The following is a 21,569-nucleotide window of genomic DNA, read 5'->3' as shown; positions in this document are numbered from 1 at the left end:
GCGGCAGCCGTCTCGTTGCACTATCCCATGCTCGCGCTGGCCATGATCTGCATCTGCCTTGCAGTGTATCTCAAGCCTCAAGTCGCAGGACACGCGCCGCGTCCTGCTTCAGAAGATACAACGACACCGCAAGCAGCACGACATCCTTCATCAGGAACGGAACGTTGCCCGTCATCGCCGGAAAGCCACCCGCGGCGGCGTCCCAACCGTCCGGCATGAACGGAATGATCGTGACTGTTGCGATGAAGGTACCGGTCGATCCAAGGGCGCCCAGAATGCCGAGCCGCTTGCTCCAGAAGCCCGCGAATATCAAGGCACCAAAGGTCCATTCGGCGACGCCGAGGAACCAGCTGGCACCTTGATGGCCGAAGGCGGGATAGAGCCACCAGATCAGCGGACCGTTGCTGATGAAGGGGTCCAGGCGATCCGCCTCGTACGCCCACCATTTCTGGTAGCCGAAGAAGAAGAACAGGATCACCATCGAGGCCCGGACGATGTGGTAGTCTAGGTCTCCCGCAAGCAGCCTCGATATCGGCAGCCTGCTTGCGAACGATTTGCCCCGCGCACTCGCCAATGTACTCATGGTGTCGATCCTCCTGATCCTAACTGACAGGCCCTTGTGTGGTCGGCGTCTGACCGAGATCGATCAGAATCCGGCAGACAAGACCGTTGGGCGCGAAGTCGAGATCGACCTGTGCGCCCGGCAGGGCCCTTGCGATCAGTTGCGTGCCAAAGCCTCGCCGTTCGGGCTTGGTCACAATCGGTCCGCCGCGCTCGCGCCACTGGATCGCAAGACCTTGTCCGTCGAGATAGGGCGAGCTCTCCCAGATCACATCGACGGCTCCTGCCGTCGATGTCAGCGCGCCGTACTTGCTCGCGTTGGTCGCCAGTTCGTGAATGATGACGTGCAGCGCCAAGGCGATGTGCGGCTCCAGCGTGAGGTCCGGCCCCGCGAGCAGAATGCGGCCCCTGTGAAACATCGCATGCGGCTTGAGCGTTCGCTCCAGCATCCCCGCGAGAGACACGCGCTGCTCTCCCGCGGATTCGATCATCCTGTAAGCATCGGACAGGGTCGCGATCCGCGCCGAGAGTGCCTCGCGAAAATCGGCGGTCGTCTTCGCATCGGTGTTGTTCACGAAGCAAAGAACGATGCTGAGGATATTGCGCATGCGGTGCTGCAATTCCCTCACGACATTCTCGAGCGCGTCATCCCGGATCGGGGCGATCCGCTCGTAGTGCGCGCATCCGCTTCGGTCGCGAAATGAACCGGTGACAGTGTGCCTCATGTGCGGACCTATCGCTGTTTGCTGAACCGGATTTCGATCAACACCCGCGGCAGATTTTCAGCTTCTTGTCGAGATCCGCGTCCAGACTTTTCAGTTTCCGGTTGAAATCGGTAATGCGCTTCTGCAACGCATCCTCGGCGAGTGAATTCGGCATGAATTCATTGCCACGCGGCTGCACCTGGACGCTCTCGGCCGGGCTTGGCGCTTTCGGCGACGGCGCCGGGAGTGGATCTGCCAGGGCGGTTAGAGGAATGGCGGCGAAGCTCAGGATGAGGGATGAACGGAGTTGCATGGTCGCGCCTCAACGCAGTTGATTGCCGTGATGACGCGCACATTATGCAGCATATGTACGGGCCTCGCTGTTCGTGGATTGCGCCGATTGAGGCGATATTGTTGGAATGATTCCGTCTGCGCCCCGATTCATCCTAGGGTGCCGCCGGCGCGGGCCTTTGCTCCGCGAGAATGACCGAGAAGAGCCCTCGGTCGTCCGTCCAATCGGCGACGGGATTCCACCCGCCGGCCTGCAACAGGACGAAGGCATCCCTCCGCCCGTATTTGAGGCTGTTCTCCGTGTGGATGGTCTCGCCCTTCGACAACGAGAAGACGCGACCGTCGACCTCGAAGCGGACGTCGTGCGTGGCTTCCAGATGCATCTCGATACGCGCCTCCGCATCATTCCAGCGCGCCAAATGGCGAAACGCGCCCAGCGGAATCGAGCCGCCCAGCTCGCGGTTGATCCGATGCAAAAGGTTGAGATTGAATGCGGCCGTCAGCCCTTGCGTGTCGTCATATGCGGGCAGCAGAACATCTCGATCCTTGATACGATCGATGCCGATCAGCAGCATCGACCCGGTACCCAGCGTCGCCGCCATGGCCCGCAACAGGTCGACCGCCGCAGGCACGGTCAGGTTTCCGATCGTCGACCCCGGAAAGAAGCCGAGGCGCGCAGTCGAGGCAATCTCGTCCGGCAGCGCAAAGGGACAGGTGAAATCAGCCTCGGTTGGATAGATCGGCAGCCGCGGGAATGCATGCGACAAGCCTGCCGCAACCTCCCGGAGGAACTCGCCCGAGATGTCGATCGGCACATAGGCGGAAGGCTCCGTCTCCGCCAGCAACAGTCGCGTCTTTGCCGACGAGCCTGAGCCGAATTCTATGACTGCGCGGCCCGGCCCCGCGAGCGCGGCGATGTCCGATACCGCGGACGCGAGGATCGATCGCTCGGTTCGTGTCGGGTAGTATTCGGGCAGCAGCGTGATGGCTTCAAACAGAGCCGATCCGCGGCGGTCATAAAGCCATCTCGCCGGAATTGCCTTTGGCGCGAGGCTCAGCCCTTCCATGATGTCGTAGCGAAACGCCGCCGTCAGGTCGGCCATCGCAGATCGCATTTCGTTCTGGAGTTGAAGCAATTTCGGCTTTCCTTCGCACGAAGTCTCGGTCGGCCCGGCCGACGGCCGCAATGACGTCAGGAGACCAATGTCGACAATTTCTTCAGGCCGCGGTGGATATTGATCTTGACCAGGGCCGCCGACTGTCCGGTCGCGCCGGCCGCCCGCGCGATGCTCAGACCATTGAGCTTCACGAGGCGGATCACGCTCTCCTGCGCAGGCTTCAACCGACCAAGCAGCTGGTCCAGCGCGGCAGCGCTGATCGCGGCACCTTCGTGATCCTCGATTGCGATGTCTTCGTCGAGCGCGAGCGCGCTGTAGCGAGACGCATCGCGCACGCGATCGACCCATTTGTAGCGGGCAATCGCCGTGACCCAGGCGCCGAAGGGCTTCGAGGCCGCAAACGTGTGGCGTTTCGCGTGAATGGCCAGCAGCACCTCCTGCCTCGCATCGTCCGCGGCGGGATAGGGAAGCCGGCGCGCGTAGTAGGCCCGAAGCCACAGATCCAGCTCCCGCAGCAATCGCTCATATGCGCCTTCATCCCCTGCTCGCGCCGCAAGCAAGAGCCGGCCCCATCGCTCCGAACAATCGTTCCATCTCTCCCAACGGGCTGCCTTCCGGCGATCATGTCGCGGCGAAACCGTATTCCCGCGGGGGCGTGCACGCGCGGGCTCGTCGCCGCCAGACGATTGCGTCGCGATAGAGGACGTGATGTCGTCACCCGAGAGCGCTTTCATCTTCGAAGGCTCCTGTCGAGACACTCAAGCAGAGCGCTCGTTTCGAACGGCTTTCTGAGAAGGCAGAATGCGCCGATCGAGGCCGCTTCGGCGTCCAGCTGCCTGTGAGGAAGCGCGGTAATGAGTATCACCGGCGCCCCGACCTTCTGCTGCTGGAGCTCGCGAACGAGGTTCAGCCCGCCCATTCCGGGCATGTGAACGTCGGCAATGATGCAGTCGAAGCTGAACCGGTCGACGTAGCTCAGCAGCGCTTCGGCCCTGTCAAACGGCTCGGAGCGGTAGCCGATCGATCGCATCAGATCCACCAAAGACAGGCACAGGGCCTCGTCGTCATCGACGACTCCTACGAAAGGGACCTTCACCTGACTTACCCTCGCAAGACGCGATCATCATCGAAACGCGATCGCAACAGAGGCGATAGAAGCGCAAGCCGCACCCCAGTTGACCAGGCGGTTGCTGTCGTGACGTTCGATGCTTGTTCGCGAGAGGCACATGTTCGGTCTCCCCAACTGAGGAAAATCCAGTAGCTGCGCCATGATCGGTTGCGCATGTCGGCCTCGAGCATGCGTTCGGCGGGTGCCTCCTACAATCTCGCGATTGTGATGCACAGACCCATACTTTGGTATGGGTTTGCGGCGCCAAGGGAGAGCCACCAAGGGCGGCGCGATGTCAGGCCACGCCGATCCCGGTCGCCTGCAGCCGAACAGCGCAAGTTTGAAAAATGCACGATAATCCGCGCACAGCGCGCCCTTCGAAGCTTGGCTACCGTTCAGATAACGACAGACGTCGACGCCGCCCTTGCCGCCAATCCGCGACCTCGAGGATGAGACGACATCAGATGGACCATCTCATAAAGAAACTGTCCGAGCTCGATCTGGTCAGAGGCGATTTTGACTACCATGCCACGCGTGTGGCGATGATCATCGTCTTCTTCGTATTCAGCTGCCAGAAATGGTTCGACTACGAAGCGCACGCGTTGATCCCGTTCATCAGCAATGGTCCGCTGATCTTCTGGCTGTATCCGGTGTTTGGCGTGCGCGGCGCGGCCTACTTCCTGGGTTCGGCGGAATTGTTGTTTGGATTGCTTCTTCTGCTCGGCTTCTGGAGCAGAAGACTGGCGGTCCTGGGGTCGCTGGGTTCATGCGCGACCTATGTCGCCACGGTGACGATCATTCCGTTCTTCCCCGATGCCTGGGCCGCGCCGGCCGGCGGCTTTCCTGCGGCCACGTTGCCGTTCCTCTTCCTCATGAAGGATGTCGTACTGCTCGCAGCTTCCGTCTATCTGCTCAAGCGGGACCTCCTCCGGGCAGCAGCCGACGCATCACCGGCTCAGAACGGGATTGTTCGACAGGAAGCGATGCAATAGCGCCGGTCGGCACCGGAAGAGCAGGATCAACGTCGCTCCCCCCCCTGTGACGGCGGTGGCTGCTCGCCTACACCGGCGAGGTCGTTGCCGATGATCTGCGTGAGCGCAGGTTTGCAGCGACGGCTTGTAGACCTTGGCGCTGTCCACGCTGAACGACCTCTCGAAGAATCCCGCGATTCCCCCGCGCTCAAGCCAGGGAATCTGCAGGTCACGGGAGAGTTCCCGACACCCCGAGTTCCCGATCAAAATCAAATCTGCCTGTAACCTTTGTGGCAGCATCTTCGAATATTGGAGGCCAGAGGAGCGAGCAGCGTGAAGCCGGCGGGTTCGTTCTGATGAGAGCCGTTGTGGGGGACCTATTCGGGGTTTAGGGTGATGAGGGGGCGATTGGACGGTTGGCGCGCCTTCTCCACGGGGCGGCCGGTCAGTTCCGGAGTCCGGCAGATGAATGTGTCCTCGCCGATCCCCACGCATGGAGATGCCGGTCGCGAGCTCCTGTGGGACGACGGCGAGCGCGTCTATTGCCGCGAGTGGCGCCGGGGCGCCGATGGCGACGTCTACAGTGTCCTGACCGTAAGAGCGGCTACGGAACATCCGCCGGCCGCGTTCCTCGACCGGCTCGCCCATGAATACGCCTTGCGCGACGAACTCGATGGGACCTGGGCCGTACGGCCGCTGGAGCTGATCCGCGATGGTGGTCGAACATTGCTGATATTGGAAGATCCCGGCAGCGAGCCGCTCGAGCAACTGCTCGGCGCGCCGATGAAGCTGACCCGCTTTCTGCGCTTGGCGCTCGGCATCACCACCGCCGTCGATCAGCTGCATCGGCAGGGCCTGGTCCACAAGGATTTGAAGCCGGCCAATCTTCTGGTGACCGGAGCAGACGAGGTCAGGATCACCGGATTTGGCCTCGCCTCTCGCCTGCCGCGCGAGCGACAGCAGCTCGAACCACCTGAGACCATGGCGGGTACGCTGGCCTACATGGCGCCCGAACAGACCGGCCGCATGAACCGGTCCGTGGATTCCCGCAGCGATCTGTACGCACTCGGCGTGACGTTCTACCGGATGCTCACGGGCGCACTGCCGTTCACCGCGTCCAGTCCGATGGAGTGGGTGCACAGCCACATCGCCAGGCGAGCCGTTGCGCCCGCCGAACGAGTCGATGGCGTGCCTTACGCCGTGTCAGCGATCATCATGAAGCTCCTCGCCAAGACAGCCGAGGACCGTTATCAGACCGCAGCGGGCCTCAAGAGCGACCTCGAACGGTCACTCGCCGAATGGGAAGCGCAGGGACGGATCGATGATTTCGTCCCGGCGCAAACCGATATACCGGACCGCCTGCTGATTCCCGAACGGCTCTACGGCAGGGAGCACGAGATCGAGGCCTTGCTCACCTCGTTCGATCGCGTCACCCGGAGCGGCACGCCCGAGTTGATCCTGGTGTCCGGTCCCTCCGGTATCGGCAAGTCCGTTATGGTCGACGAAATGCAGAAGGCCTTGGTCCCGTTGGGAGGGTTCTTCGCTTCCGGCAAGTTTGATCAGCACAAGCGCGATATGCCCTACGCGACGCTCGCGCATGCGCTTCAAGGCCTTATCCGAGGCCTCCTCGCCAAGAGCGATGCCGATCTGGCACCCTGGCGTAGCACACTGCACGACGCGCTCGGCAATCTCGGTCAACTGATGGTGGATCTCGTACCTGAGCTGCGGCTGGTGATCGGGGATCCACCACCTGTCCCGGAGGCCCCCCCGCAAGACGCACAGCGACGCTTCCAACTCGTCGTTCGACGCTTCATTGGCGTCTTCGCCAAGGCGCACCATCCCCTCGTGCTGTTCCTCGACGACCTGCAGTGGCTCGACCTGGCCACATTGGACCTGATCGAGTTTCTTCTGAACAGATCCGATCTGCAAAATCTGCTTCTCATCGTCGCCTATCGCCGCAACGATGCCGGCGTCAAGCATCTGCTGGCCCAGCGGCTCGTCGAAATCCGGGCCTCCCGCAAGCGGGTGCGGGAAATCGACCTGGCCCCCCTCACCCGCGATGCCGTCCTGGAATTCACCGCGGATGCACTTCATTGCGAGCCGGCATACGCCATGCCCATGGCGCAGCTGATATACGAGAAGACGAACGGGAATCCGTTCTTCCTCACGCAGTTTCTGCGGGCGCTGGCCGAAGAAGAACTGCTGACCTTCGATCACGACAAGCGACGGTGGCGCTGGGATCTCGAACGCATCAAGGAAAAAAGCTACGCCGAAAACGTCGCCGATCTCATGGTCGGCAAGCTGAGCGGTTTGCGCGACGAGACACGTCAGGCCCTGCTGGAGCTGGCCTGCCTGGGCAACAGCGCCGAGATCGCGATGCTCTGCCTCGTGCACGGAACATCGGAGCAGACGCTGCACGCGGATCTGCGAGACGCGACGCGTCTCGAACTGGTCCGACGCCTCAAGAGCGCTTACGCGTTCGTCCACGATCGCGTGCAAGAGGCCGCTTATGCGCTTCAACCGGACCAGGACAGGCGAACGGCCCTGCACCTTCGGATCGGTCTGGTCCTGGCAGCGCAGCTGACGCCCGACGAAACCAACGAGCGCGTCTATATCGTTGCCAACCAGCTGAACCGCGGCATCGCCGCTTTGACGAACGGCGCCGAACGCGAACAGGTCATTGCCGTCAATCTCGCCGCGGGCCGGCGCGCGCGAAATGCAACGGCCTACCACGCGGCAGCAACCTACCTTGAAATCGCCCGCGAGCTGCTCGGGGAGGAAGGGCATCCGCGGTGCAGCCGGGACGCCTTCGCGATCGGCCTCCTCCACGCCGAATGCAAATTCTTGCTCGGCGAGCTGAACACGGCGGAAGCGGAATTGACGGTCCTGTCGCAGAGCTGTTCGGACATTCAGGCAAGCGCCGAGGTCGCCAGGCTCCAGGCCCAGCTATACACCACGGCGGGACAGCTCGAGCGGGCGGTCGACGTTTGCCTCGCATTCTTGCGCAGAACCGGGATTGACTGGTCTCCTCATCCCAGCCGCAGCGAGGTGGACGAGGATCGGCGACGCCTGAGGAACTTGACCGAAAAACTGTCCGACGAGCAGCTTCATGCGCTACCGCCGATGACCGATCCGGATCATCGTGCGACCATGGGCGTTTTGGCCGACCTCCTCACACCTGCGTTTCTCACCGATCGCAACCTGTCCGACACCATGCTCATGGAGGCCACTCGACTGACGCTCGAGCACGGGACCAGCTCCGAAGCATGCTACCCGCTGACCGCCATATTCGGCGTGCTCGCGAGCAATTCAACCGATGCCGAACTTGGATTCCGACTATCACAATTTGGCGCAACCCTTGCTGACAGGCAGCCGCAGACAGGGCTGAGCGGTCGGGCGCTTCTGGTATTCGGCCTTCACGTGACCCCATGGATTCTCCCGATCCGATCGGGACGGCCGTTCATTCGGCGTGCTCTTGCGATCTGCTTGACGACTGGAGATCTGGCATTCGCGGCGTATTCGCATCGCGGGCTGATATCGGTGGATCTCTTCTGCGGCGATTCGCTCATCGACGTCTGCTCGAACGCCGAACAGTCCCTGGCATTCGCCGAGGGTCTGGGCGTCCGATTGGCTGCGGTGGGCCTCATCAGGCAACGAGATCTGGCGCTGAGCCTTATGGGGCGCGACGGCCGGAACGACTTCGAGAGCCCCGGGGCGCTTCAGCCCTCGGACGTGAGCGAACCGCTAGGCGTCTTCTTCTACTACGCGACGCGAATTCAGGTCGAAGTCATCGCCGGACGTAACGATGTCGCGATTGCCCTCGCCGCGCGCGCAGAAGCGCTCTCATGGTGCGTCCGGTCTTATTCGGACTTCACCGAATACCGGTTCTACACGGCGCTCGCTCATGCCGGGGCTTATCACGCATCACGACCCGAGGATCGCGAGCGGCGCCTCGGCGACCTCCGCGAACACCACCGCAAGCTGACAGTCTGGTCCAACCGCTGCCCCGCAAATTTCGCCGCCCGGCAGAAGCTCGTCACGGCGGAGCTTGCGCGCATCGAAGGTCGCGAACTCGAGGCGGAGCAGCTGTACGAGGAATCGATCCGATTGGCGCAAGAATCCGGCTTCGCCCAGATCGAAGCGATCGCTGCGGAACGTGCGGCAGGGTTCTACGAGGCTCGCGGCATTCGAACGGTCGTCCTGTCCTACTTGACAAAGGCGCGCGATTGCTACGCGCGCTGGGGCGCCGAGGCGAAGGTGAGCCAGCTCGAGAAACTCCATCCGAACCTGCGGGAGCGAGGATCCGCGCATAGCGCCGCAGGGACGATCGGAGCACCTGTCGAGCAGCTGGACCTTGCGACGGTTCTCAAGGTGTCGGAGGCTGTTTCAGGCGAGATCGTGCTGGAGAAGCTCACGGAGACCCTGCTTCGTTCGGCCATCGAGCACGCGGGTGCGGAACGCGGCGTGCTGATTTTGCCGAGGGGTTCGGAGCTGAGAATTCGGGCGGACGCCGTAACTGGCGGCGGTTCGATCGCTCTCGATCTCGCCGATTCGCCGATCTCCGCCGCTGAAGTCCCGATGTCGATCGTGCTTTACACGGCTCGCACCCATGAAAGCGTCGTGCTCGACGATGCCTCGACGAGCAGCGCGTTCGGCGGCGACGAGTACATCCAGAAGAAGCACGTCCGATCAGCCTTGTGCGTGCCGCTCGTCAAGCAAGGCAGGGCGGTGGCATTTCTGTATCTCGAGAACAATCTCGCCTCGCGCGTCTTCACACCCGCCCGGATCGCGATCCTCAAATTTCTCGCATCGGAGGCCGCGACCTCGCTCGACAATGCCCGCCTGTACCGGGAGCTTCAGGAGCGGGAGTCGCGGATCCGCCGGCTGGTAGATGCCAACATCATCGGGATCTTCATCTTCGATCACACCCCCGACATTCTCGATGCCAATGACGCGTTCCTGAAGACCGTGGGATATGATCGCGAGGATCTCGCCGCAGGCCGGTTGCGCTGGGCAGATCTGACGCCGCCCGAATGGCAGGAGCGCACCGACCGCGCCCGGGCCGAATTGAAGGCGACACGGGTTGTCCACCCGTTCGAAAAGGCGTTCTTCCGCAAGAACGGCAGCCGGGTGCCGGTGCTGACCGGCGGAGCCTTGTTCGACGACGAGCAGGAGCAGGGCGTTGCCTTCGTGCTGGATCTCAGCGAGCGCAAGCGCGCCGAAACCGAGGCACGCGAGAACGAGCAGCGTTACCGCGAGGCTCAGATGGAGTTGGCCCACGCCAACCGCGTGGCGGTGATGGGACAGCTGACGGCGTCGATCGCCCACGAGGTCAATCAGCCGAACACCGCCGTCATCGCCAGCGCGCAAGCGGCCTTGAGCTGGCTCGATCACCAACCGCCGGCACTGGAGCAGACGCGCAGGGCGCTGACACGCGCCATCGAGAACGGCATCCGCTCCAGCGAGGTCATCGAGCGAATCCGGGATCTCGTCAAGAAATCACCGCCCAAACGGGATTCCCTCGCGATCAACAGCGTCATCGGACAAGTCATCGAACTCACGCAAGCCGAAGCGGCGCGGCACGATGTGTCGATCCAGACGATATTCGCCGATCGTCTGCCCAAGGTCATCGGCGATCGCGTCGAGCTGCAGCAGGTCACGCTCAACCTGATCCTGAACGCCATCGAGGCCATGAGCGAAACAACGGAGGGCAAGCGCGAGCTGTTGATCCAGACCGCGAGAGCAGATGCCGAGAGCATACGCATATCGATCACGGATTCGGGACCAGGCTTGTCTGCGGAGGGCCTCGCGCGGCTGTTCGAACCCTTCTACACGACCAAGTCGGGCGGCCTCGGTGTCGGACTGTCGATATGCCGCTCGATCATTGTGGCGCATGGCGGCAGGCTCTGGGCGACTGCAAACGAACCGCGCGGAGCCGTCTTCCAGTTCACTGTTCCGATCGATGACGGCTTTTCGGTTGGCTGAAGCATCTCGGCTGGCGTCATCACACCGCAAAATTGGTGGGATGACCTGTAACCAGGGCCGGGCCGCGGACGAAATATAGCCATCGGATTGCACCGGGGAAACCACGCACGGGCCGGAACAGGTCCGCCATCGACCGACGGTGTGCTGCAGGGAGAGATCAGTTGGGACTGTCCTGGCAACAAGGCCCGCTTTCAACGGGAGCAATCGGCCGCTTTCTCGTCCCTGAGCCGCTGCCCAGGCGACTCCTGTACGTCGAACCGTTACGCCGCCGCCTCCGCGTGCGCTTTGGGGGAAGCTGGATCGCCGACAGCGAACGGGCGCTCCTGCTTTTCGAACCGGGCCGTTATCCCGTGGCCTATTTCCCGGAGGCCGATGTTTCCCCACATGTGCTGGAACCTACCGAGCACATCACGCAACACGCCGATCTTGGGCCGACGTCCTGGTACAGCGTTCGGGTCGACGAGCGACACATCGCAGCGCGAGGAGCATGGCGGCACACCAACCTGCCGGCCCATGCAGGCGATTTGCAGGGTCTGATCGCCTTTGCCTGGCGGGCCATGGATGCCTTCTACGAGGAAGACGAACGCATCGTGGGCCATGCCGCCGATCCCTATCACCGCATCGACATCCGCCAGACCTCTCGTAATCTCGTGGTCAACCACCAGGGCCGGGTCATCGCCGATACAAAGCAGCCGCTGGTCCTTTACGAGTCCGGCTTTGCACCCCGCTGGTACGTTCCACGTGCCGACATCGATGAGTCTGCCCTCACTCCGGTCAAGCTCCAGACCTTCTGCCCGTATAAGGGCCTGTGCAGCTACTACTCCATCGGAGACGCCCGCCAGGCGGCATGGTCGTATCCCGACGCCTATCCCGAAGTCCGCCGCATCTCCAATTTTGTATCGTTCGAGCCGGACATCGTGACGGTCCATCTCGATGGCACGCAGCTGCGTCTCGAACCCGGCCAATTGGTGGTTCCACACGGCCCCGATCGCAATCTTGACATCGCCGAGGTGGTCCCCGAGCCAACGCCTGGTGGCCGGCCCGCTGAAGCTGCAACCAGTCCCCTCCATCGACGCTCGTGAGACGAACGAGCATATCTTCGAGATCGCGCAGCATTCAGCCTTTCGCGTTCACGACTATTGTGGCCTTCAACGGAGCCGCTCATCCCGAGCCTCCACTACGGGAGCGCCACAATGTCCCATCGTTCGAACCAGACACGCTCGATCCGCTCCGCTTTTGCGGGCCTTCTCCTGATCGGCTTGCTGTCGCCCGCACATGCCTCCGGTCGGAACAGCTCTCTCGACGCCCTCCCCGATCTGCCGGCGCGGGCCACCGAGCGTTTCGCCTCGGCCGAGCCGACGTCGCGCCTGCCCTGGCTCGCTCCGGTCGGCCACCGTCAGCCGAGCCGGGCCGATGCGCCTCATTCGGATGCTCTGTCGGCCTGGGAGCGTGAGCAGCAGCAGCGCGATCAGATGCTGGATCGCAAGCTCATCATCTGCCGCGGATGCTGAGCTAGCCCGGCCACCTCACGCGCGCCTGCTAAAAGCGCGATGAGTTTGGGATGAATCATCATCGCGCTTTAGGTTGTTGTCTAAGCATGATCTTTTCGGAAAACCGCTTCGCACTTTTCCGGATCATGCTTTAGGCATTCTCGACACCCGATGCCGCCTCTGCGCTCTTCGCCAGCTCCAGCTCGTCAATCGTCGCAGGCGTCTGCGCAGACTTTCGCCATTGCGCGGGGGTGATGCCCATGTGGCTCTTGAACGCCCGCTGGAACGCCGCTTCGGACAGATATCCGACCGCTTCGGCCACCGCTCCGGTCGAGAGCGAGGATTTTCTTAGTTCGTTCGTTGCCAGCGTCATGCGGATGTCGGTCAGCAGTTCGCTCGGCGAACGTCCGACCTTCTCCTGGAATTGACGGGCGAGCGTCGCACGCGACATGTTGGCGAGCTGCGCGAGTTCGGGCAGCGTCCATGCGCGCGCGGGCGCATTGAACATGGCCGCGACGACCGGCGCGAGGCGTGGGTGACCTGCGAGCGCAAGCAGCCCGCGTGGCGCGTCTCCGGTCTCGCTGGCGAGGCGCAGCACGAGCGCGAACATCGCCGTCGACAGCGCGTTCAGCATCGCGCGGCCACCCAGCTGATCGTCTGCAGTCTCGCCGCGCATCAAGGCAACGAGGCCTGCGAGTTGCCCCGCCGTATCCCGCTCTCCGGCCTGCGCGCCGGCCCTCACGATCAGCACCGGCGGCAGATAGTTGCGCAGCAGCCGGTCGTGCGGCGGGGCGATCGAAAAATGTCCGCACAGCAGATCGAGCCGGGCGTCCGAGCCGGGATTCTCGCTGATCGTGAAGTTGAGTGACGCGCGGTTGCGGGCCTTCAGCGGCACAGCTCCGCTGCCATCGTGCATGACGTGCCGCGGGTTGCGCGGCAGCAGCAGAATGTCGCCGGCCTCCAGTAGCAGCGGCCGACCTCCCGCCGGATCGTCCAGCATCGCCGAGCCAGCGAGCACCGCGTGGTACGGGATTTCGTTGGCCTCGCTAGGCCCCTGCTCGATCCGCCACGGCGCGCCGTAGGAGCAGCGCAGGTCCAGACGGCCGCGCACCGGCATCATCTCGAACAGCCGGCTCAGCCAATCCATCGTATTCCTCTCTCGGTACGTCGATTGAGACGAATGAGCATATATGCAAGCCAATTAAGCATTCAATATCTCATGTCGCGACCCTACTGTCACTCCGCAATCGTTCACCACCCCAACCACGGAGTGCCATCATGTCCCGTCTTTCCGTCCCGAACCTCGAAGCCGACGCCGGCCCCTCCGGCCAGGTCTATGCCCAGATCAAGAAGGCCATAGGCAGCGTGCCGAACACCTTTGCGGCCATCGCCGCCCATGGCCCCGCTGCGCTCAAGGCCGTGCTCGCTGCTGACACTGTGCTCGCCTCCGGCGGACTGACCAAGTCCGACAAGGAGATCATCAAGCTCGTCATCAGCGAAGCCGCCGGCTGTGACTATTGTGTCGCTGCCCACAGCCATCTCGCAAAGCTCGTCGGCCTGGCGCCGGATGTCCTGAAGCAGATCCGCGATGGCCGGCCCACTGGTGATGCCCAGCGCGATGCGCTGGTCGCTTTCGTCGACAAGCTTGCGCGCACCAGCGGCACCATCAGCCAGAAGGATTTCGTCGCGATCAAGGCCGCCGGCTACAGCGACGCGCAGCTCGTCGACATCAGCCTCGCCTTTGCCACCACCGTGTTCACCAACGTCTTCAACCGCATCAACGATACCGAGATCGACTTCCCGGCGGTCGCCTAACGCGACGACCGCCACGTCGCTCATCTCACATCAGGGATCACGACCATGACCATGCTTGCCAACACCCACACTGCCCAAAATCCTCTCGTCCGCGCCCTGCAGGGATCCGGCCTGCTCGCGGAAGATCTCGACAACCATGTCGTCCGCGCCTCGATGGTGATCATGTTCTTCTTCTTCGGTTACCAGAAGTGGTTTCCGTACGAATTCGAACGGCTGGTCCCGTTCATCAGCAACGGCCCGTTGATCTGGTGGCTCTATCCCGTGTTCGGCCATGCCGGCGCCAGCTATTTCCTCGGCGTCTCCGAATGGACCTTCGGCGCGCTGCTGCTCGCGGGCTTCTGGAGCCACCGGCTTGGCGTGCTGGGCGCCCTCGGCTCGACCGGCACCTTCATCGCGACCGTCACCATCATTCCCTTCATGCCGGAGGGTTGGGACCTCGCCGCGGGAGGCTTCCCCGCGATGACGGGCAACGTGCCCTTCCTGATGAAGGACGTCGTGCTGCTCGCAGTCTCCTTCTATCTGCTCAGGCAGGATCTGGTTCGCCTGACGCGGTAGCAGGTTGCATTCTGCCCAAGGCGACGCGTCGCCGGCGAGCTTTCCCGCTCGCCGGCGATTGCACGTCGCGACGATCACGGCAGTGTGCCCGCAAGCAGCCGTTTTCGCAGTACATCAATGAACGCCCTGACCCGGACGGGCATTTGCGCGCGGGTCAGGAAAACCGCCCATATCCCAAGCTCAACCGGCGCGGCATCCGCCAGAACGATGCGCTTCAACTCTCCGCGTTCAATCTGCTCGTACACATCCCAATAGGTCATCATGGCGACCCCCACGCCTGCAAGACAAGCCGCTCGAACAGCATCGACCGTGCTGGCCGACAGCGGGCCGGCGATCCGGACCTGCTCCAATTCGCCTCCACGTACGAACGGCCAGGTCTCCATCGCATGAAGCTTGATGCAGGGGTGGCTCACCAGATCGCCCAGCGTTGCCGGTTCTCCGAACCGAGCGATATAGGCTGGCGATGCGCAGAGGATGTAAGGATTGTCGGCGAGCCTTGTCGCGATCATGTCGGAAGGCTTCATCGGCGCCACGCGGATCGCAACGTCGAGACCCATCGAAGCGATGTCGACGCGATCGTCGCTCAGGACCAGATTGACCCGAAGCGCCGGGTTGTCCGCGATCAGCCCGGCCACGACGGGTACGATGACGGCATGGCCGATGACGTTCGGCGCGGTGATCTTGAGCACACCTGAGAGACCCGAGCCGGCGGACGACACGGACTCGAATGCCGAATCGCGGGCGGCTATTAGGCCGGCGGCGTGAGGCAAAAAGGCTTCGCCCTCAGGGGTGAGCGACAGCGAGCGCGTCGTTCGATGAAACAGACGCGCGCCCAGTTCGGCTTCGAGCGCTGCGAGCCTTCGACTGACCAACATCGGCGTTGTGCCCATCTCTCGCGCCGCGGCGGACAGGCTGCCGGCGGTCACGATGCTGCGAAACAGGGCGACATCCGCGAAATCCATTTTATAACGATAATCGATAAAGTGCTTAGCTTCCAGCCGGACTTCTGTCGGCTCATGGCAAGCTCTAAGTCGATCTCCAGCAAGGGAGGCCACTCCCGAAGATACAGGCCCTGGAGATTCAGATGATGGACAGCGAAGCGAAGGCACTTTTCACGCCAATCGATATAAACGGCCGTACCGCGAAGAACCGTCTTGCTGTTGCGCCAATGACGCGCATCACGGCGACCCAGGATGGCCGGGCCACCGAAACCATGACGCGATACTACGAGCGGTTCGCGCGAGGCGGGTTTGGAACGGTCATCACCGAAGGCATCTACACAGACCAGGCGTTCTCGCAGGGCTATGTCCATCAGCCCGGCATGACCGACGAAGTGCAGGCCAAGGCCTGGAAGCCGGTCGTCAACGGGATCAAGTCGCACGGAGCGGTGGCCATCGCCCAGATGATGCATGCCGGAGCGATCAGTCAGGGCAATCGCTTTCGCGACAGCACGGTGGGGCCGTCCGCCATTCAGCCCAAGGGCGAGCAGATGACATTCTATCACGGAAAGGACCGCTACGTGATGCCGGCGGCCATCACCGAAGAGCAGATCGCCGACGCCATCGCCGGCTTCGCGGGCTCGGCTGCGCGAGCGATCCACGTCGCCGGGTTCGACGCCATCGAGATTCACGGCGCCAACGGCTACTTGCTCGACCAGTTCCTGACTGACTACGCCAACCACAGAACCGATCGCTGGGGCGGCGCCACGGAGAACCGCGTGCGGTTAATCGTGGAAACCTTCAAGGCGGTGCGCGCGAAGGTCGGGAGCGCGGTGCCGGTCGGCGTCCGTATCTCGCAAGGCAAGGTGAACGACTATCATCACAAATGGGCGGGTGCGGAGCGTGACGCCGAAATCATCTTCGGCAGCCTCGGCGATGCCGGCGCCGACTTCGTCCATGTGACCGAGTTCGAGGCGTGGAAGCCCGCTTTCGCCAAAGACGGCCCGTCATTGATGCGCCTCGCCAAGCGCTACGCCCCCCAAGCGGCGATTTTCGCCAATGGCAGCCTGCACAACATCGAGCAGGCGGTGGCAGCGCTCGACGATGGCGCCGATGTCGTCACGATAGGCCGCGGGGCGTTGGCGAACCCCGACCTGCCCAAGCGTCTGCTGGACCGCAGCTCCCTGGATGAATTTGACCCTGCGATCCTCGGGCCGATCGCCGACATCAAGGACACCGAACTGATGATGTGAGCGCGTCCCGCGACGTCGATGCCGAGGGCCGACGCTCTGAAGATAGTGCACGCATCGAAAGGAACGATCATGACGGACGCGATCTCCGATGCCTCGGTGGCGTTGTCGCTCATGCTGGAAGCATTGCGCATGCTCGATGGGCCCGAGCATGCGAAGGCTGCGGCCCACCTTCGAGCGGCCATCGAGGCGCTATCGCCTCACACCGCGCAACAGTTGCTTCCACCTCTCGGTGAGGCTCCGAGCAGGTCCTAAGTCGTAACCGGGCGCGTGACCGCGACGACCTCATTCATCGTTTCGGCACCGCTCATCTCACCGCACGATCCGCGAAGACGATAGGGCCGCGATGATCGAGGCCACCTGCGGCTTCATAAAAAGACATCTGATATGACGCCTATGAATTTTAATATCGATTCTGGATCACAACGCGTAATCGAAGACATGAATCATCATAAGTAACTGAAATAATGAACATATATTATCTGCATCGATCACGAAAAAGCGAACCAATACCACACGTTCTTTGATGCGTTTTTATAAAAACGCATTTTATATAGAGACGCGCAAAAGTCGGATGAAACCGAAAGGATCATGGCATGGCCAAGTTCGCCTTCTTCGTCGAGTTGAAAGCCAATCGGGGCAAGGAAGCGGAAGTCGAAGCTTTCCTCAAGCAGGGCGCCGCGATGGCCAAGGCAGAGGCCGGAATAGTGGCGTGGTACGGGCTCAAGGAAGAGGAGCCGGGACGTTACGGAATCATCGACACGTTCAATGACGAAGTCGGACGAGACGCGCATTTGAACGGTGAACTTGCAAAGGCGCTGTTCGCGAGGGCAGGCGAGCTGTTTTCCGAAGCTCCCAAGGTGCACCGGCTTCACGTCATCGCCCAGAAATAGAGCGTCTTACCGGGGCTCTTCGTTGCAAGGCAGATGATGAGCTTGGGCGGTGCGACTTAACGAGCACTTCAGCGAAGCCACCTCCTCCGCAATTCTCCTGAAAAGGACTCACGATGAACCAGGTATCGCCCAAGCCCACTGTCGTCCTTGTGCACGGGGCCTTCGAAGACGCGTCGATCTGGAATGGAGTGATTGAGAGGCTCCAGCGTGACGGCTACCCGGTCGTCGCCTTCGGCAATCCGCTGCTCGGCCCGGCAATCGACACCGCGTACCTGCGCAGCCTGTTGGACAAGATCCAGGGGCCCGTGATCCTGGCGGCCCACTCCTACGGCGGGGCCGTCATCACGCAGGCCGGGGACGACCCCAAGGTCAAGGGCCTCGTCTACGCGGCCTCCATCATGCCCGCGGTCGGGGAGGCCGCAACCCATTTGCTCGAACGGTACCCCGGCAGCACATTCCCCACGTCCGTCGAGCCGACCACGTACACCCTGCCCGACGGGACCAGCGGCACGTACCTCCTTTACCAGCCCGACAAGTTCCACAGCAACGTTGCCGCCGACGTGCCCGCGAGCGTGGCCGCCCTGATGCTCGCCGGCCAACGCCCCATGAACCTGGCGGCCCTGACCGAACCGCTGACATCCGCGGCATGGACGAGCAAGCCGAGCTGGCAAGTCAGGCCGCTGCAGGATCGTGCCATTCCGGTCGACGAATACAAGTTCGAAGCCGATCGCGCCCATTCCACCGTCATCGAGGTCAACGCTTCGCACGCCGTCCCCGTCTCCAACCCTGACGTCGTGGCCGACGCCATCGAACAAGCCGCCCGCGCCGCAGCAAAGTAACGGCCTCCGCAAAACGCGGTTGTTTGGCATCATTCAAATAGGGAGGACCCATCCGATGACGCAGGACGGTGAGCAAGAAGCAATACCGCCCTGGGATGCGGCTCGGGTGAACCTCACATCGAACGAACTGGCCCCCGGCGTTTTCGCGGTCATGCCTGACGACGTGTTCGAGAAAGACCACGTCGCCACCACGGCCGGTTTCGTGATCGGCGAACGCAGCGTACTCGTCGTCGAGTCAATGCTGAATGGCGATCTGGCCTCGCAGCTTATCGGGCTCGTACGTCAAGTGACGTCGAAGCCGATCCGCTTCCTGGTCAACACCAGCTATCACGGCGACCATGCCTACGGGAATTACCTGTTCCCCGACAGCACTGTCGTCATTCAGCATCCGGCGACCAAGCGCTACATGGAGGAAAGCTTCGAGGACGATCGCCGTTTCATGATCAGCCTCATGGGCAAGGGGAAGGGCATTGAACGCGTGCAGGCACGCGCGGCTGACATCACCGTCCCCGACATGATCAGCGTCGATCTCGGCGGCCGCATCGTCGAGGTCCGTCACTTCGGGTTCGCGCAGACGCCGGGCGATTTGGTCATATGGGCGCCAGACGCGAAGGTGCTTTGGGTCGGCAACATGATCCAAGCACCGTCTCCGGCGCTTCCGTGGCTCCTCGAAGGGCGGCACAAGGAGACGATCACGACCCTTGCCCGCGTACGCGATTTCCTGCCGGAAGACGCGACCATCATTCCCGGCCACGGCCGGCCGATGCGTCCCGCGGACATCGAATTCCCGCTTCGCTATCTTCGCGAGCTCGACAGTGCCATGCGCACGGCGATCGCAGAAGGTCGATCGATCGAGGCCACGCTCGAGGCGGTCGCCATGGCGCATTACGGCGAGTACAGCCTGTTCGATTGGGCGCACAACTCCGTCAACGTGCCCGCCGCCTTCCGCCACCTGCAAGAGCCGGGCGGCGGAGTGGCTTAGGGGAACACGCATCGGATTCGACCGCGCGCCTGGAGCATCTCGTCGCGTTCGCAACCCTACCGATGCAGCTGATACTACATCGATTTTTCCTTTACATCGCCGCTTGCCGTGTGCGTCACCTCATTGTCGGCTCGCAAGGCAACCCCTTTCGCTGATAGACACAGGGTCGGAGGCAGCTTTCGTCATGGAGCAGTTCGACTCGCTCCGAATCTTCCGGACCGCAGGTCGGAAAGCGGCTGCGGATTGGTAAGTGCAAGGAAGTCTGCCCCGTTTGTGGTTTTCGCCCTTGGGCGATCAATTTGCGGGAGCAACCCTTGGCGAAAGGGTTACAGGAAGGGGAAATCAAGCAGGAGCTGCAAAGTGGCGGGCACCTGCGCAATGTCCTCATCATCACCAAGATGATTGAGGGTATGGCCGAGCACCTGGCCTATGTTCGCCCGAGCTGGCGACGCGAATTCCTGCCGCTGCGAACCTGGGGCGACAAGGAAGATCGTACCTACAAGGATCTGGATCGGCTGCTCGTGCTTCTCCGCGACGACTTCGGCTATCGGGGCTTCATTGGGCTCTACATGGATGGTGATCCCGATCTCGTGCGCTATCGGGCGCTTTCGGAAAGCGAAGAGACCGACGACAAGCCGTAAGGCTCGGATCTGACGGCCCCGCTGGCTCACTGCGTGACTCGCGGTGACATCGGGACTCTCACCCGCAGAAAAAATGGCTCGCTTGATGCGAGCCATTCTCTCATCGGGACCGGTCAAGTCCGAACCTGGCTGCGGGATACAGCACCGACAATGCTGGGACGACGTCCCTCAGCGATTCCGGGCCGCCAGGGCGCGTCACACGTCAGCGAAGGCCGCCGGTGACGTGAAGTGTCTCGCCCGTGACGTAGGAGGCATCATCCGAAGCGAAGAAGGCCACCGCGGCAGCGATCTCCTCAACCTTGCCGATGCGGCCAAGCGGGGTGGTGGATTCGATCCAGTTGCGCATGTCACCCTCGTGCAGGCCTGCAGACACGACGCCTTCGGTGGCGATCATGCCCGGATTGACGGCGTTGACGCGGATCTTGCGCGGCGCGAGCTCCTTCGACAGCACGGAGGAGATCGCATCCACCGATGCCTTGGTCGCGGTGTAAACGGCGGTGTTCGCCGGCGCGACGGTCGACACGCCGGAGCTGATGTTGATGATGCTGCCCCCATTGGGATTGAAGTGCTGCACCGCTTCCCCCGAAATCAAGAGAAGCCCGAGCACATTGAGGTCGAAATGCTTGTGGAAATGCTCAGGCGTGATGGCCTCGAGCGCCGCGAACTCGTAAATGCCCGCGTTGTTGACGAGGATGTCGATCGCACCGAACGCCTTGACGGTCTCCGCGACGACGCTTTTCACGTTCTTGGCATCGGCCAGGTTGCCGTGCACGGCGACAGCTTTGCCGCCCTTGGCGATGATGGCGGCGACCACGCGGTCGGCGGCCTCTTTGCTGGCGCTGTAGTTGACGGCAACCGCCGCACCCTCGGCCGCGAGCCGGGCGGAGATTTCGGCACCAATGCCTTTGGATGCGCCGGTCACGAGCGCAACTTTGCCTTCGAGTCTCTTGGTCATCGCATGTCTTCCGTTGTTCGGCGGGATGCCGATATTCAATAGTTCAATACTAGTGAACTATTGAATGAGTTCAAGGGACGTGCTATATTTTAGGCATGGTGCAGTTCGTTCACCCACCGCGGGACGAGATTACACTCGCCGGGGTGCTTGGAGCTCTCGCGGATCCGATGCGGCTGCGCATCGTCAAAAGCCTGGCCGCGCAAAACGATTGCATGTCGTGCACCGAGGCGGCGCCTTGCCCCGAGATGGCGAAGTCGACCCTGTCGAACCATTTTCGGATCCTGCGGGAGGCCGGCCTGATCCGGACGTCAAAGCAAGGCGTCCAGCACCGCAACGTTTTGCGCGAAGAGGACATCAACGCGCGGTTTCCGAAATTGCTGAAAATGATCCTGAGCTATCCGGACTGAGGGCATTCGCGCACGACAGGTTTGTGGAGCGCGCAAGGGATCGGCTGATGTTGCCACCCGGCCTAT

22 protein-coding genes are annotated in these 21,569 nt (G+C 62.4%); 13 read left to right on the top strand and 9 right to left on the bottom strand.

The features are described 5' to 3' along the window. Positions 1-70: 70 nt before the first annotated feature. The 6 genes from AB7008_RS05230 to AB7008_RS05205 all read right to left on the bottom strand — a co-directional run bounded on the left by AB7008_RS05230 (position 71) and on the right by AB7008_RS05205 (position 3,770). Positions 71-583, bottom strand: coding sequence for a YkgB family protein (locus tag AB7008_RS05230; protein ID WP_441258565.1), 513 nt, complete (start codon positions 581-583; stop codon positions 71-73). Positions 584-602: 19 nt separating this feature from the next. Further along, entirely contained in the window at positions 603-1,286 is a 684-nt protein-coding gene (locus AB7008_RS05225) for an HWE histidine kinase domain-containing protein (protein WP_441258564.1), read from the bottom strand. A 37-nt stretch (positions 1,287-1,323) separates the two neighbouring features. After that, positions 1,324-1,578 (bottom strand): hypothetical protein, encoded by a 255-nt coding sequence (locus AB7008_RS05220; protein WP_441258563.1) that lies wholly within the window; start codon positions 1,576-1,578, stop codon positions 1,324-1,326. A 133-nt stretch (positions 1,579-1,711) separates the two neighbouring features. Next, the gene (gene egtD, locus AB7008_RS05215) at positions 1,712-2,659 is read right to left on the bottom strand and encodes an L-histidine N(alpha)-methyltransferase (RefSeq protein WP_441258562.1); all 948 of its coding nucleotides are present in this window, start codon (positions 2,657-2,659) and stop codon (positions 1,712-1,714) included. Between the two features lie 89 nt (positions 2,660-2,748). Continuing rightward, entirely contained in the window at positions 2,749-3,192 is a 444-nt protein-coding gene (locus AB7008_RS05210; protein WP_223153778.1) for a sigma-70 family RNA polymerase sigma factor, read from the bottom strand. A gap of 212 nt (positions 3,193-3,404) precedes the next feature. After that, complete coding sequence (locus AB7008_RS05205; RefSeq protein WP_014498366.1) at positions 3,405-3,770, bottom strand: response regulator transcription factor; 366 nt, start codon at positions 3,768-3,770, stop codon at positions 3,405-3,407. Positions 3,771-4,246: 476 nt separating this feature from the next. Here AB7008_RS05205 and AB7008_RS05200 point away from each other — a divergent pair, with 476 nt between their 5' ends. The 4 genes from AB7008_RS05200 (at position 4,247) to AB7008_RS05185 (ending at position 12,249) form a co-directional block, all read left to right on the top strand. Next, positions 4,247-4,774 carry a YkgB family protein gene (locus AB7008_RS05200; RefSeq protein ID WP_248881310.1) on the top strand — a complete coding sequence of 176 codons (528 nt, stop codon included), beginning with the start codon at positions 4,247-4,249 and terminating at the stop codon, positions 4,772-4,774. Positions 4,775-5,218: 444 nt separating this feature from the next. Further along, a complete protein-coding gene (locus AB7008_RS05195; protein WP_441258561.1) occupies positions 5,219-10,738 on the top strand; it encodes a trifunctional serine/threonine-protein kinase/ATP-binding protein/sensor histidine kinase in 5,520 nt (1,839 codons plus the stop codon). Between the two features lie 161 nt (positions 10,739-10,899). Beyond that, on the top strand, positions 10,900-11,820 hold the full coding sequence (locus tag AB7008_RS05190; RefSeq protein ID WP_441258560.1) for a DUF427 domain-containing protein: 921 nt from the start codon (positions 10,900-10,902) through the stop codon (positions 11,818-11,820). A gap of 111 nt (positions 11,821-11,931) precedes the next feature. After that, complete coding sequence (locus tag AB7008_RS05185; protein WP_041956330.1) at positions 11,932-12,249, top strand: hypothetical protein; 318 nt, start codon at positions 11,932-11,934, stop codon at positions 12,247-12,249. A 130-nt stretch (positions 12,250-12,379) separates the two neighbouring features. Here AB7008_RS05185 and AB7008_RS05180 read toward each other — a convergent pair whose 3' ends face one another. Next, the gene (locus AB7008_RS05180; protein ID WP_441258559.1) at positions 12,380-13,375 is read right to left on the bottom strand and encodes an AraC family transcriptional regulator; all 996 of its coding nucleotides are present in this window, start codon (positions 13,373-13,375) and stop codon (positions 12,380-12,382) included. A gap of 131 nt (positions 13,376-13,506) precedes the next feature. Here AB7008_RS05180 and AB7008_RS05175 point away from each other — a divergent pair, with 131 nt between their 5' ends. Together AB7008_RS05175 and AB7008_RS05170 are read left to right on the top strand one after the other, a co-directional pair. Continuing rightward, positions 13,507-14,043, top strand: a complete 537-nt coding sequence (locus AB7008_RS05175; protein ID WP_028157280.1) for a carboxymuconolactone decarboxylase family protein — start codon at positions 13,507-13,509, stop codon at positions 14,041-14,043. 45 nt (positions 14,044-14,088) lie between these two features. After that, entirely contained in the window at positions 14,089-14,598 is a 510-nt protein-coding gene (locus tag AB7008_RS05170) for a YkgB family protein (protein ID WP_441258558.1), read from the top strand. Positions 14,599-14,672: 74 nt separating this feature from the next. Here the strand turns inward: AB7008_RS05170 and AB7008_RS05165 are convergent, their stop codons facing one another. Further along, a complete protein-coding gene (locus tag AB7008_RS05165; protein WP_441258557.1) occupies positions 14,673-15,653 on the bottom strand; it encodes a LysR family transcriptional regulator in 981 nt (326 codons plus the stop codon). A gap of 32 nt (positions 15,654-15,685) precedes the next feature. Between AB7008_RS05165 and AB7008_RS05160 the strand changes: the two genes are divergently transcribed. From AB7008_RS05160 to AB7008_RS05135, 6 genes are all read left to right on the top strand, one after another. After that, positions 15,686-16,789 carry an NADH:flavin oxidoreductase gene (locus AB7008_RS05160; RefSeq protein ID WP_441261187.1) on the top strand — a complete coding sequence of 368 codons (1,104 nt, stop codon included), beginning with the start codon at positions 15,686-15,688 and terminating at the stop codon, positions 16,787-16,789. Positions 16,790-16,858: 69 nt separating this feature from the next. Next, entirely contained in the window at positions 16,859-17,041 is a 183-nt protein-coding gene (locus tag AB7008_RS05155; protein ID WP_441258556.1) for a hypothetical protein, read from the top strand. Positions 17,042-17,382: 341 nt separating this feature from the next. After that, entirely contained in the window at positions 17,383-17,679 is a 297-nt protein-coding gene (locus AB7008_RS05150; RefSeq protein WP_028157276.1) for a putative quinol monooxygenase, read from the top strand. 113 nt (positions 17,680-17,792) lie between these two features. Then, positions 17,793-18,518 (top strand): alpha/beta fold hydrolase, encoded by a 726-nt coding sequence (locus AB7008_RS05145; RefSeq protein ID WP_441258555.1) that lies wholly within the window; start codon positions 17,793-17,795, stop codon positions 18,516-18,518. 55 nt (positions 18,519-18,573) lie between these two features. Continuing rightward, positions 18,574-19,500, top strand: coding sequence for an MBL fold metallo-hydrolase (locus tag AB7008_RS05140; RefSeq protein WP_441258554.1), 927 nt, complete (start codon positions 18,574-18,576; stop codon positions 19,498-19,500). 314 nt (positions 19,501-19,814) lie between these two features. After that, positions 19,815-20,141, top strand: coding sequence for a hypothetical protein (locus tag AB7008_RS05135; protein ID WP_304492674.1), 327 nt, complete (start codon positions 19,815-19,817; stop codon positions 20,139-20,141). 202 nt (positions 20,142-20,343) lie between these two features. On the opposite strand, the gene AB7008_RS05130 is transcribed toward AB7008_RS05135, so the two are convergent. Beyond that, entirely contained in the window at positions 20,344-21,096 is a 753-nt protein-coding gene (locus AB7008_RS05130) for an SDR family NAD(P)-dependent oxidoreductase (protein WP_028157273.1), read from the bottom strand. Positions 21,097-21,191: 95 nt separating this feature from the next. On the opposite strand from AB7008_RS05130, the gene AB7008_RS05125 reads away from it, so the two are divergent. After that, on the top strand, positions 21,192-21,503 hold the full coding sequence (locus AB7008_RS05125) for an ArsR/SmtB family transcription factor (protein ID WP_441258553.1): 312 nt from the start codon (positions 21,192-21,194) through the stop codon (positions 21,501-21,503). The last annotated feature ends 66 nt before the right edge of the window (positions 21,504-21,569 follow it).

Origin of the sequence: Bradyrhizobium sp. 521_C7_N1_3 (genome assembly GCF_052075975.1) — a bacterium.
GTDB lineage: Bacteria > Pseudomonadota > Alphaproteobacteria > Rhizobiales > Xanthobacteraceae > Bradyrhizobium > Bradyrhizobium japonicum.
Note: the sequence above shows the minus strand (reverse complement) of the source record. Positions and strands in the feature narration are given on the sequence as shown.